The following is a 12,607-nucleotide window of genomic DNA, read 5'->3' as shown; positions in this document are numbered from 1 at the left end:
TCAGGGCGAAGCCGTAGCTGACGGTGCGGGCTCCGGCATCTGCCGAGCGGCGCACACTCTCCAACCATCCGACTCCACAAGGGTGAACCGCCAGGTCTCGCTGCGCTTGCTGATGACTGCGCCATCCTTGCGACCTGAGATCGTCAACGTCGTCGTCACCGCCGAATCCTTTCCGCTGGTTTCGCCGGTCATGGCACCCCAAGTCACGAGCACGACTACGCCAAAATCCCTCTCTCGCCGATCAAACTCCTCACGTAGCGACCCGATGGGCGCCAGGCCTACGGGATCGTCGCAGGTGTGAAGGTCGACGCCCACCTTGTCTTTCTCAATCAGTGCTGCTCGCAGGTATTCGTCAAGCACGACCTTGGGATTGCTGCGGTCAATCTTGGTGGCTTCGTTGTAGCTCACAACGGCGGCTATCACACCGCCGGTTCCGGCGACCGCCACGACAATCGCCAGGACAAGGAAGATCTTTCGCCACTTCGCCGATCGCACCATGCCCTCATTCTCGCGTCGTCATGTCTATGGTCGATCGCCTTAGGAAGTAGATCCCACGCGCGAACTGCACTGCACTAGCGCAGCCAGCACGCCATCGGCACAAGTGCTCAGGTCACCTGCGTCCTACCGCACCTCGGCCAGGTCCACTGCTGGCTGCAGCATCGACTTGTCCGCCATGCTCACCCTCACAGGTGAGCGACGTACATCAGCATGCCTTGGGCAGCGTAGCTGAGCGGACACCCTCCGCACAGGGTGTGCGATCCTGTGTGGACGACCCGACGTCAAACCGACCCGGTGTTGAGGTTCCCGAACAGCCACAGCCCACAGCAGCAGAAGATGACCAGCAGCAGGGCCACGGCCGCGCCGGCGATGGCGAGCATCATCGGCTTCTTCACCAGGCCGAGCAGGGGCGACGGCCGCTTCGGCGGCGGGGTCTCATACACGCGATGACGATAACCTGCTCCCCCTCCCGGCACGAGATCGCGACGGGCGGACAGCTTCCCACTGGGAAGCCGCTCACGGGATCACCCCGTACGCTGGTCGGGTGACCGATTTCGCCGAACTGGATGCCCTGCCCACCGAGGAGCTGCGTGAGCGCGCCTTCACCAAGGCGCGCGAGAAGCTTGACCTCGGCTTCTTCTGGGACCTGTTCAAGCACCTGCCCACCTCCCCCGACACCGAGGAGCGGGAACTCGCCGACATCGGCTCCGCGGTCGACGACTCGGTGTCGCTGTGGCGGGAGTTCACCGGGCACGATTACGGCGACCAGGAGCCTCTGATCAGGGCGCGCTTCATCGACTACCTGTCGAAGGACGAATAGCCCGGTATCGACGGTCGAACTGTCGGGTTTACACGGCGGTTGCTTCCGCGTAGTTGCGACAGGTATCGGGCGCTCTGCGCTACCCTCCCCCGGGGAGGACGCAGCGGAGGTGTCGGCGTGCCCGGATTGAACGCACGGATCGACCAGGCGGCGAGCCTGCACCGGCATGCTTCGGCGGTGGCTCAGGCGGCGGCGTCCGCGTTGGACACCTATCTGCCGCCGCCGCGCACCGATCTGGCCGAGCAGCAGGCGCTGGCGCAGCGGCTGCGTGATGCCGCTGCGCGGCTGACGCCGGGCTGGCTGGGTGTCGCGCTGGACGAGGTGCCGGCGGGTACGCCGCTGGGCGATCAGCGGCGGCCGGAGTTCGTCCGGGTCGGCACGGCGGCGCCGCAGGAGGATGCCCAGTTCCCGGCGGTGTTGCCGCTGCTTGGCACGGGCCATCTCACGTTCAGCGCCGATTCGCGGGACCCGCGGGTGGCGGGGGTGCTGCGGGCGGTGCTGTTGCGGCTGCTGGCGACGGCGCCGTCGGGCACGCTGGTGGTGCGGGCGGTGGACGCGGTCGGCGGGGCGCTGTTCGCGCCGTTCGGGGTGCTGGCCGATGCGGGCCTGATGCCGCCGCCGGTCACGGACCGGGCCGGGTTGCAGGCCGTGCTGGCGGAGGCCGAGCATTGGGTACGCCCGAGCCGGCCGGAGGCGCAGCGTCGTCCGACGGCCCGGCCGCGGCGGCGGGACTGCACGATGCTGCTGCTGATCGCCGCGCTGCCTTCGGATGTGCAGGGTGCGGAGCTGACCCGGATCACGTCACTGGCGCAGGCGGGCCCGGCGACGGGGCTGCATCTGATCGTCGCGGGCTGGCCGCCGCCGCCGTTGACGCCCGACACCTCGCTGCCGTCGGCGCAGGCCCCGCTGCCGATGAGTACGCAGATCGCGTTGCGTAACCCGTACGCCCTGCTGGGGGGTGTGCCTTTCACGCAGCAGGCGGCTCGTGCCGACGGCGTGCCGGCGGCTCGCACGGGTGCCGAAGGGCCGAGCCCGACCGCGACGTGGCCGGGGCTGTCGGTGCCGGTGCGGCTCGATCCGGATCCGCCCGCGGAGCTGGTGGCGCGGGTGTGCCGGGAGCTGGCCGAGCGGTATGCGCTGTCGGGCCAGGTGCACCTGATGGACCTGCTGCCGGATCCGGACCACTGGTGGGCGGAGTCGTCGGCGGCGGGGCTGTCGACGACCGCGGGGCTGGCCGGCGATACGCCGATCTCGCTGGTGTTCGCCGATCTGACGCCGCACTGGCTGGTCGGCGGCCGGTCCGGGGGCGGCAAGTCCGCGTTCCTGGTGAACGTGCTGTACGGGCTGTGCACCCGGTACGACCCCGATGAGCTGGCGCTGTACCTGCTGGACTTCAAGGCGGGCGGGGCGTTCGGGCGGTTCGTGCCGGGCATGGCGGGGCCTGAGCCGGATCCGGCCTGGTTGCCGCATGCCCGGGTGGTCGGCATGGATTGCGACCGCGAGCACGGCCTGGCGGTGCTGCGGGAGTTGGACGAGGAGTTGCGCCGCCGTGAGGAGCTGTGGGAGGAGCTCGGCGTGAAGCGGTTCGCGCAGGCTCGCGAGCAGCGGCCGCTGCCCCGGCTGGTCTGTGTGATCGACGAGTTCCCGGTGCTGCTGGCGGGCTCCGACCCGGTCGCGGCGGAGTCGCTCGGGCTGCTGGAGTCGATCGGGCGGCGCGGGCGCACGTACGGCGTGCATCTGATCCTGTGCTCGCAGACGGTGCGCGGCATCGAGGCGCTGCACGTCCGCCGGGATTCGCTGTTCGGGCAGGTGCCGGTGCGGATCGCGCTGCCGGGTGGCGGGGACGTGCTGGAGGCGACCAACGACGCGGCGGCGACGTTGCCGCTGGGCTGCGCGGTGGTCAACACGGCAGGCGGCCTGGGCGGCCCGCGCGGAGCGACCCGCGGTCATGAGAAGACGGTCCGCTTCCCCGACCCTGACGCCGACGCGCAGGTGCTGGCCGCCCTGCGGCAGCGCCTCTGGCAGGCCCGCGACCCGTCCTCGGATCCGCCGGTGGTCCTCACCGCGCTGACCCAGGAACCCGCATGACCGAGTGGAGCTGGGTGGTGGTGTGGTGAGCGAGCGGAGTGCGGCCTGGGCGGAGTATGTCGGGGCGGCGCAGCGGCTGGACACGGTGCGGCGGGAGGCGGCGGATTCGGCCGCGGGCGAGGCGTCGGCGCTGGCGGCGGCCCGCGACGAGTTGCCGACCGTGCAGGCGCGCCTCGGCATGCAGGCCACCCGTCTGCTCGACACGGCGAGCCGGGCCGGGGCTCCCCCGCCGGTGCTCCAGCCGGGTCCGGCGGAGCTGCACACGGCGGCGGAGGCCGTCACCGGCGGACCGGCGGTGGCGCTGGCCGCGTTGCGCCAGGCGGGCGCGAACGTGGAGGTCGCCGACGGCGCGCTGGCCCGGTTCGACGACGAGGGCAGCGGCTCGCAGACGCTGCGCAACCTGCTGGTGTACGGGCCGATGGCGCTGACCGCGCTGCTGGTGCAGCTGGCGATCGCGGGGCTGGCCGCCGACGGCGCGCAGGTGTTCTTCGCCGCCGTGTGCGGGCTGATCCTCGGGCCGCTGGCGTTCGGCGCGGGCTGGCTGCTGGTGGGCACCGTCTACCCGGACCGTCCCCGGACCGCCGCCGCGGGCGCGTTCGCCTGCATCGCACCGGCGCTGCTGGCGGTCCTGCTGCTGGCCGTCCTCTGAACGAACGCGCCCGCCCGGCCGTGGTCACGGCAGGGCGGGCGCGTCGAAGATCGTCAGCGGGAGTTGATCAGGGACATCGCTTCGGCGCGGGTCTTCGGGTCCGTCTTCAGGATGCCGCGTACGGCGCTGGTGACGGTGCGGGCGCCGGCCTTGCGGATGCCGCGCATCTCCATGCACATGTGCTCGCACTCCAGCACCACGATGACGCCCCGGGCCTGGAGCTTGTCCTGAAGCAGGTCGGCTACCTGGGAGGTGAGCCGTTCCTGCACCTGCGGCCGCCGGGCGTACACCTCGACCAGGCGGGCCAGCTTCGACAGGCCGGTGATGCGGCCGTCCTCGCCGGGCAGGTAGCCGACGTGCGCCACGCCTCGGAAGGGCAGCAGGTGGTGCTCGCACAGGCTGAAGATCGAGATATCGCGGACCAGCACGAACTCGTCGTGGTCGGCCTCGAACGTCGTCTTCAGCACGTCCGCGGGGTTGGCCCGCAGACCTGCGAACAGCTCGGCGTAAGCACGGGCCACCCGGGACGGGGTCTTTTGCAGGCCGTCGCGGTCCGGGTCCTCACCCAACGCGATGAGGATCTCCCGGACCGCCTTCTCTATACGCGCGAGGTCGACGGTCTCCTCCACCGGAACACCGGTGAGGGAGCCGTCGACCAGGCGGGCGGCGAGGTGGTCCAGCTCCTGCTCGCCGTTCAGTTCGTGGCCTCCGCGGTCGACGAGACGGTGATCTCACCGCTGTCGGTCGCCTGGCCGTTGCTCGCCGACTGCTTCTCCACCTCGGCCGGCGTGAGCACCGGCGGCTGGGTGGACGGCGTGCGCTTGCCGAACCCGTTGAACGGGGCCATCGGCGGCCGCTTGACGACCCGGGCGCAGATGCGCGCCATGTCGGCGGTCGAGATGGTCTCCTTCTCGATCAGCTCCAGCACGATCGCGTCGAGCACGTCGCGGTACTCGACGAGGATCTCGTACGCCTCGTCGTGGGCCAGCTCGATGAGCGAGCGCACCTCGGAGTCGATCTCGGCGGCGATGGAGTCGGAGTAGTCCCGCTCGTGGCCGTAGGACCGGCCCAGGAACGGCTCGTCACCGGCGGTGCCGTACTTGACCGCGCCGAGCTTCGAGCTCATGCCGTACTGGGTGACCATGGCCCGGGCCAGCGCCGAGGCCTTCTCGATGTCGTTGCCGGCGCCCGTGGTGGGCTCGTGGAACACGAGCTCCTCGGCCGCCCGGCCGCCCAGCGCGTACGCCAGGGTGTCGATCATCTCGGCACGGGTCTGGGTGTACTTGTCCTCGGTCGGCAGCACCAGCGTGTGACCGAGCGAGCGGCTGCGCGACAGGATCGTCACCTTGTGCACCGGCGCGCTGTGCGGCAGCGCCCAGGCGACCAGGGCGTGACCGCCCTCGTGGTACGCGGTGATCTTCTTCTCGTGGTCCGACATCACCCGGGTACGCCGCTGCGGGCCGGCGACCACACGGTCGATCGACTCCTCCAGCGACTCGTTGGTGATGGCGCGCTTGTCCTGGCGGGCGGTCAGCAGCGCCGCCTCGTTGATCACGTTGGCCAGGTCGGCGCCGGTGAAGCCCGGCGTACGCCGCGCCACCGCGTCCAGGTCCACGTCCGGCGTGAACGGCTTGCCCTTGCCGTGGACCCGCAGGATCGCCTTGCGGCCGACCATGTCCGGGGTGTCCACCGCGATCTGGCGGTCGAAGCGGCCCGGGCGCAGCAGCGCCGGGTCGAGGATGTCGGGACGGTTGGTCGCGGCGATCATGATGACGCCGCCCTTCGCGTCGAAGCCGTCCATCTCGACCAGCAGCTGGTTCAGGGTCTGCTCACGCTCGTCGTGACCGCCGCCCATGCCGGCGCCGCGGTGGCGGCCGACGGCGTCGATCTCGTCGACGAACACGATCGCCGGGGCGTTCGCCTTCGCCTGCTCGAACAGGTCACGGACACGCGAGGCGCCGACACCCACGAACATCTCGACGAAGTCGGAACCCGAGATCGAGTAGAACGGCACCCCGGCCTCGCCGGCGACGGCGCGGGCCAGCAGCGTCTTACCCGTTCCGGGCGGGCCGAACAGCAGCACACCCTTCGGGATCTTCGCGCCGAGCGCCTGGTACTTCGCCGGGTTCTGCAGGAAGTCCTTGATCTCGTGCAGCTCCTCGACGGCCTCGTCGGAGCCGGCCACGTCCGAGAACGTCGTCTTCGGGGTGTCCTTGCTGACGAGCTTCGCCTTCGACTTGCCGAAGTTGAGGACCCGCGAGCCGCCGCCCTGCATCTGCGACATGAACAGCAGCAGCAGGATCACCAGCACGGCGATCGGCAGCAGGCTCACCAGCAGCGACAGGAACACCGACTCCTCGGTGACCTCGGTGTCGAAGTCACCCGAGATCTTCCCGGCCTTCTTGGCCGCGTCGACCTGGTTGAAGATCTCAAGCCCGGCGTCGGCCGGGTACTGAGCCTCGATCTTGTCGGTCTCGACATCACCGAACTTGGCCTTATTGGCGAGGTCGATCCGGAGCGTCTGCTCCTTGTCCCGGATCTGCACTTCCTTGATGGCTCCCGCCCCAGCGTTGTTCAGCTGGGAGAGTGCCACCGAGGTGTCCACGGGCTGGTAGCTCGGGCCGCTGGTGAAGAGCTGGCTGAGCAGGATCGCGCCGATGGCCACGATGAAGATCCAGAAGATCGGCCGGCGGAAGAAACGCGTACGCTCCATGCTGTTACCGGACGCTTTTGTTCGCGCCCGTGTCCTCCTGATCGATAGAGGCGGTCAGCTCACCGGGCGCGGCCCGGTTAGTCGACGGTACACCGTAGAAACCTTCGGTTGGCTGATGCGTGGTCCCCATCGCACAACGTTCAGCGTTTTCTCAGCTCAGGTCCCCCGCATTCGGGACAAATCACGCCTGTGTTCGCTTACGGCTGAGTGGGTGGTTGAGGCTACTGCCTGGGGGCGCTCCACGGGGTAGGGGTCGGGGGAGCTGGGCCGCCAAACCCGGGCGGCCCTTTACGCTCCCCCGACCCCTACCCCGTTCCGCGAAAGCCCATACCCAGGCTGCACTTTTTAGGGACATAGCAACACAGGTAACCCCACCACCCAAGTGAACCCCCAACGGCTCCCGTGGAGACCGCCGCAACTCGCTTGCGCCCCACAGGTAACGCCCCACATGACAGTCCTTGAGGACATGTGTGGTGACCGTGGGGCCAGGTAGTAGCCAAGTGTGGGGCGTTACCCGTGTGGCAGACCCTAAAAAACCCGCACAAGCCCACCCACCGCAACCACTCCTACCGGAGCGGAGCAGGGGGTGCCGCCGGGAAAAGCGTAAAAAGGGCCGCCCGCTCTTGGCGGCCCTCAGCGTTCCCGGCGGCACCCCCTGCGCAGCGAAACCACGCACGATCAGCGCTGATAAACCTCAGGCTTGAGAATCCCCACGTACGGCACCTCGCGATACCGCTCCGCATAGTCGAGCCCGTAGCCGACGACGAACTCCGTAGGAATGTCGAACCCCACGTACTTCACCGGCACCGGCACCTTGATCGCCTCAGGCTTCCGGAACAGCGCGACTACGTCGACCGACTTGGCAGACCGCGACTCCAGGTACTTCAGCAGCCACGAGAGTGTCAGACCCGAGTCGACGATGTCCTCGACGACGATCACGTGCTTGCCGGCGATGTCGCGGTCGAGGTCCTTGAGGATGCGGACTACGCCGGAGGAGGTGGTGCCCTGGCCGTAGGACGAGACTGCCATGAACTCGAGTTCGACGGGGGGGCCGCCGAGCTTGCCGAGTTCGCGGGAGAAGTCGGCCATGAACATGACTGCGCCCTTCAGGACGCAGACGAGAAGCAGGCCGTCGACCGACGCGTAGTCGGCGGCGACCTGCTTGGCGAGCTCGGCGGTCTTACCGCGGAGTTCCTCTTCAGTGATGATCACACGGTCGATGTCCGCGTCGTACCAGCCCATGTGGTCAAGAGTGCCGGATGACGGGGTCCTGGCGCACGTCGGGGTCGGAATTGGTGACGATCATCCCGAACTGGCCTGCGATGCCGGTGACCAGTAGGAACACGAGTAGGAAGACGAACAGCTCCATGACGGCCTCACCGTTTCGAAGTGGTTGGGCCGGTGCGCACCGGAGTGAATCAAGTGTCTCGTGTCCGGTTCGCGGGTGACAGTGGCAGAGATGCCAGGGTCCCTCGAATTTCTGCCATTCATCGAGTAGCTTGAGTCACATGTCGCTGTATCGGGTGGCCGTGCTCGGCCTGGATGACGTCGCACCGTTCGAGCTGGGGGTGCTGTGCGAGGTGTTCGGGACCGATCGGAGTATGGACGGGTTCCCGTCGTACGAGTTCGCGGTGTGCAGTCCGGACGGTGGGCCGATCCGGACGCGGTCGGGGTTCAGCATCGTGCCGCACGCGGATCTGGGGCCGCTGGCGAGTGCCGACCTGGTGGCGGTGCCCGCGCATCCGCTGACGTCGGCGGTGCCGCCGGCGGCGGTGGACGCGCTGGTCGCAGCGGCCGAGCGGGGGGCGTGGATCCTGTCGGTGTGTTCGGGGGCGTTCCTGCTGGGGCAGGCGGGGCTGCTGGACGGGCGGCGGTGTACGACGCACTGGAAGCACGCGGCGTTGCTGGCGCAGCGGCATCCGACGGCGCTGGTGTCGCCGAACGAGCTGTACGTGCAGGACGGGCGGGTGATCACGAGCGCAGGCACGGCGGCCGGGATCGACGCGTGCCTGCACCTGGTGCGCCAGGAGCAGGGGGCGGCGGTGGCGACGAAGCTGGCGCGGCGGATGGTGGTGCCGCCGCACCGGGCGGGCGGCCAGTCGCAGTTCATCGAGGCGCCGATTGCGGAGCAGGTGGACTGCGACACCCTGCAGCCGCTGCTGGAGTGGCTGCTGACGCACCTGGACGAGCCGCTGACCGTGGACGACCTGGCGTCGCGTTCACACATGGCGCCGCGTACGTTCGCGCGCCGGTTCCGGGCCGAGACCGGAGCGACGCCGCACGACTGGATCACGCATCAGCGGCTGCTGCTGGCCCGGCGGCTGCTGGAGGAGACGGAGCTGAGCGTGGAGTCGGTGGCGGCGCGGGCCGGTTTCGGCGACTCGGCGACGCTGCGCCACCACTTCCGCCGCCGCCTCGACACCACTCCGGCCGACTACCGCCACACCTTCCGCACCCGCTGAACACGCTTGCAGACGAAGGGAGGGCACCTTCACAACGCTATGCGTTGTGAAGGTGCCCTTCCTATCTTGTCGGCCCTGGGAGCAGGGCTTATGGGGCGATCACCGGGATGCGGGTGCGCACGACCGTCGTGCCCGGAACCTCCGGGCTGGTCATGCTGGTGGTGACCCGCGCGTCGGAGGGCATGACGCCGCGCAGCTTCACCGTGTACGACACCACGCCGCCCGGGTGCCCGCCGCTGCTCTGGATCCGCAGGTCGGGGCCGGGCTTCTCGGTGCGCAGCGTGCCCTTGCCGAGGGCGTTCTCCGCGCCGACCGCGAACACCTTCGCGCCGCCGGGCAGCTTCCGGCCGTCGTACGCGAACCGGATGTCCTCGTTCTCGCCGGTGGCCAGCCAGACCTGGAAGCGCTGCGTGTCGGAGGTGCCGAAGCGGTTCACCCGCCACTCGACGACGATCCACTCGACGCCGCCGCCCTCGACGGTGGCCACGCGCACCCCGTCGGCCTGCGAGCCGTCCAGGTCGGCCCAGTACGGGGCCAGCACGTTGTTGGGCCGGTCCGGGTCGGGGGCCTGCTCGCCCTCGGTGCCCGGGGGCTCGAAGCGCACGTCCTGGGCGGTGCCGCCGCCGACCACGAGGTAGCCGTTGGAGACCACGCCGAGGCGGTGGTACGTCTGGCCGGCGTAGCCGAACCCCGGCACCTCGTAGTTGATCATTTCTTCGTCGCCGATCGGGTCGGGCGCGACGTCCAGCGGCTTCCACACCCGGTCGTCCAGCTCAGCGACGCCAGGCCGGCCGGGCTCGATGCCCTGCAGCGTGGAGTCGTGGCTGACCTCGCGCGGGCCGTCGACCGTCGCCCCGCCGTCGACGCCGGTGACGGCGAGCGCCGGGTCCAGGCGGGTGGTCAGGTCGACCGGCGCGTCGTCGTACCCGGTGTTGGCGGCCGTCACCGTGCACTGCGCGGTGCGGGCCAGCGTGACCTTCTTCGCGGTGCAGGTGCTGGCCAGTGTCACCTGGCCCTGGGCCGGCTGGAAGGCGACCGGCAGGTGCAGCGCCGGGCCGCCCGTGGTCGGGGTCAACCGGATCTCGCCGGACAGGTAGCCGTCGGCGACCGCGCGGGAGTAGATCGTCACGGGCAGCGGGGCTACGCCGCGAGCGGGCACGGTGACCGTCGCCGGGACGCTGATCGAGCTGCTCTCGGGCGCGGTGGTCGCGACGGCGTACGTCATGGTCTGGTCGGTCATGTTGCGCAAGGTCCGGATGGTGGACAGCCGGCCCGGCATGATCGGCGCGTTGATCGACGGCAGGTTGAGGTCGACGGCGCGCACCTCGTCGTCGGCCAGCGTCACCATGCGGGCCGCCGAGTCGGACACGGTCAGGGTGACCTGGTCGGCGAGGTCCACCGCGATCCGGCCGGCGCCCATCTCGTGCGGCCCGGCCGGGGTCTTGCCGTCCTCGGTCGTCACCGCGGTGACCGCGGTCGTCATCAGCGCCGACTTGAGCTCGCCCGGGGACCACTGCGGGTGCCGGGAGGCCAGCAGCGCGGCCGCGCCGGCCACGTGCGGCGACGACATGGAGGTGCCCGCGATGGCCTGGAACAGCTCACCGGCCGGGCCGCCCGTGTTGGCGTCGGGGGTCGGCGTGTGTCCGGCCAGGATCTGCACCCCGGGCGCGGTCACGTCGGGCTTGAGCGCGAGGCCGCCCGGTCCGCGGGACGAGAAGGCCGCCATGACGTCGCCGGTGCCCGCATTGGCCTGGCCCGCGGTGATCGTCGCGGTGACGTCGGCGTTCGCGTTCGCGTCGAGGAACTCCAGCACGGACTGGTCGGCCAGGTGCACCGTGGGCAGCCAGTGGTTGTCGGTCTCCACGTCCTGCAGCTTCGGGTTGTAGAGGACCATGCCGACGGCGCCGCCCTCGCGCACGTTCCAGCCCTTCTCGACCCGGGCGTTGCCGCCCCGCTCGCAGACCACGATCTTGCCGGTGAACTGGCCCTTCTTGGCGGGCTTGGCGCAGGTCACGCCGCCCTTGTAGCCGGGGGCGCTGCCGGCCCGGACAAGCGGGGCGGGCCCGGCGCCCGCGGTCAGCGAAGCGCCGCTCAGCTGCTCGGTCGCGGTGCCGGCCTGCAGGGTCAGACCCGCGCTGAACTCGCGGCGCTGCGAGGAGGCGGCCACTGTGGTCACCCACGGGGACAGGTGGTTGACCGTCCCGGCGTCGGGGCCCGAGTTGCCCGCCGAGGCGGCCACGAAGACCCCTGCCGCGTACGCGTCCAGGAAGGCCATCTCGACCGGGTCGCTGAACGGGTCGGTGCCGCCGGAGATGGAGAAGTTGACGACGTCGACGCCGTCGCGCACCGCCTGCGCCACCGCGGCCGCCGAGTCCGACGACATGCAGCCGTTCGCACCGCAGACCTTGTAGACGCTGAGCCAGGAGCCCGGCGACACACCGTGCACCGGGCCGCGTTCCACGCCGAACACCTTCGCCGAGGCCAGCACGTCCCCGGCCGCGGTCGACGCGGTGTGCGTGCCGTGCCCGTCGCTGTCGCGCGCCGACTTGTACGTCTCGTCCGGGAACGCCTCCAGGTACGCCGACAGGAACGCCGCGCCCCCGATCAACTTGTTGTTGCAGCGGAAGACGTCCTTGGCGGGCGTCAGCGGGTTGTCGCCGAAGTCGCAGCGGCGCGCCGTGCCGTCCGTCTTGGCCGGCGGCGCGGCGAGCACGCCCTGGTCGGCGAAGGACGGGTGCTCCGGCCACGCGCCGGTGTCCAGCACCCCGACCACGACGCCCTTGCCTGCCTGGCTGGTCGGGGCGCCGTTCGCGCCGGCTCCGCTCTGCAGCACGTCCGCGCCGATGAAGGAGCTGGACGAGTCGGTCAGCGGCTCGCGCAGCTCGTCGCGCTGCACGGCCACCACGCCCTCGACGGCGAGCAGCTTCTTGACCTCGTTGGCGGGCAGCGTCAGCGCCACCCCGCCGTACACGGTGCGCAGCCGCTGGCCGACCCGCGCCGACGGCAGTTGCGCGGCGAGCGCGGAGGTGAACCGGCTCTCGCGCTGCGCCAGGTACTGCTCGTAGGCCTGTTCCGCGTCGCCGCCGCGCAGCCGGGTGCCGGTGGCCGCCGGGCTGGTGGCGGCCAGCCCCGGCACCCCTCCGGTGTAGCTGGCGACCGCGTCGTGGTCGAGCTTGACCAGCACCGGGATGCGTTCGCCGTCGGTGCGGTCGAGCAGGCTGCGGTCGGTCTTCGCGAGCCGGCTGGTGGGTGCGCGCCCGGCCGTGGCCCGCGAGGCCGGTTGGAGTTTCTGCGGGCCGCCGGGCGCGGCCGCACCGCTGCCCCCCGGTATCACCGCCACGCTCGCCACCAGGGCAAACCCGCAGCTAATCCGGACA

Annotated in this window: 11 protein-coding genes; 4 read left to right on the top strand and 7 right to left on the bottom strand. The window is 70.4% G+C overall.

Annotated features, from left to right (window positions below):
- Positions 1-498 (bottom strand): hypothetical protein, encoded by a 498-nt coding sequence (locus tag F6W97_RS07845; RefSeq protein WP_155369441.1) that lies wholly within the window; start codon positions 496-498, stop codon positions 1-3.
- A 281-nt stretch (positions 499-779) separates the two neighbouring features.
- Positions 780-941: a hypothetical protein gene (locus tag F6W97_RS07840; protein ID WP_155369439.1), complete on the bottom strand. Its 162-nt coding sequence runs from the start codon at positions 939-941 to the stop codon at positions 780-782.
- A 101-nt stretch (positions 942-1,042) separates the two neighbouring features.
- On the opposite strand from F6W97_RS07840, the gene F6W97_RS07835 reads away from it, so the two are divergent.
- From F6W97_RS07835 to F6W97_RS07825, 3 genes are all read left to right on the top strand, one after another.
- Positions 1,043-1,318: a hypothetical protein gene (locus F6W97_RS07835; protein ID WP_155369437.1), complete on the top strand. Its 276-nt coding sequence runs from the start codon at positions 1,043-1,045 to the stop codon at positions 1,316-1,318.
- A gap of 117 nt (positions 1,319-1,435) precedes the next feature.
- Entirely contained in the window at positions 1,436-3,406 is a 1,971-nt protein-coding gene (locus F6W97_RS07830; RefSeq protein ID WP_230686481.1) for an FtsK/SpoIIIE domain-containing protein, read from the top strand.
- A 25-nt stretch (positions 3,407-3,431) separates the two neighbouring features.
- The gene (locus F6W97_RS07825; protein ID WP_155369435.1) at positions 3,432-4,055 is read left to right on the top strand and encodes a hypothetical protein; all 624 of its coding nucleotides are present in this window, start codon (positions 3,432-3,434) and stop codon (positions 4,053-4,055) included.
- Positions 4,056-4,108: 53 nt separating this feature from the next.
- Here the strand turns inward: F6W97_RS07825 and folE are convergent, their stop codons facing one another.
- The 4 genes from folE to F6W97_RS41200 form a co-directional block, all read right to left on the bottom strand.
- A complete protein-coding gene (folE, locus tag F6W97_RS07820) occupies positions 4,109-4,753 on the bottom strand; it encodes a GTP cyclohydrolase I FolE (protein ID WP_155369433.1) in 645 nt (214 codons plus the stop codon).
- Positions 4,750-6,768, bottom strand: coding sequence for an ATP-dependent zinc metalloprotease FtsH (ftsH, locus tag F6W97_RS07815; protein WP_155369431.1), 2,019 nt, complete (start codon positions 6,766-6,768; stop codon positions 4,750-4,752). The genes folE and ftsH overlap by 4 nt, the downstream gene beginning before the upstream one ends.
- A 678-nt stretch (positions 6,769-7,446) precedes the next feature.
- Positions 7,447-8,010, bottom strand: a complete 564-nt coding sequence (gene hpt, locus F6W97_RS07810; protein WP_155369429.1) for a hypoxanthine phosphoribosyltransferase — start codon at positions 8,008-8,010, stop codon at positions 7,447-7,449.
- A gap of 4 nt (positions 8,011-8,014) precedes the next feature.
- Entirely contained in the window at positions 8,015-8,137 is a 123-nt protein-coding gene (locus F6W97_RS41200; protein WP_269059669.1) for a hypothetical protein, read from the bottom strand.
- Between the two features lie 139 nt (positions 8,138-8,276).
- Between F6W97_RS41200 and F6W97_RS07805 the strand changes: the two genes are divergently transcribed.
- Positions 8,277-9,230, top strand: a complete 954-nt coding sequence (locus tag F6W97_RS07805) for a GlxA family transcriptional regulator (protein ID WP_155369427.1) — start codon at positions 8,277-8,279, stop codon at positions 9,228-9,230.
- A gap of 88 nt (positions 9,231-9,318) precedes the next feature.
- On the opposite strand, the gene F6W97_RS07800 is transcribed toward F6W97_RS07805, so the two are convergent.
- Positions 9,319-12,570 carry a S8 family serine peptidase gene (locus F6W97_RS07800; RefSeq protein ID WP_230686480.1) on the bottom strand — a complete coding sequence of 1,084 codons (3,252 nt, stop codon included), beginning with the start codon at positions 12,568-12,570 and terminating at the stop codon, positions 9,319-9,321.
- Positions 12,571-12,607: the final 37 nt, after the last annotated feature.

It is taken from the genome of Catellatospora vulcania, from assembly GCF_009720385.1.
GTDB classification, from domain to species: Bacteria; Actinomycetota; Actinomycetes; order Mycobacteriales; family Micromonosporaceae; genus Catellatospora; species Catellatospora vulcania.
The sequence above is the reverse complement of the archived record's forward strand: the minus strand, read 5'-3'. Positions and strand labels throughout refer to the sequence as shown.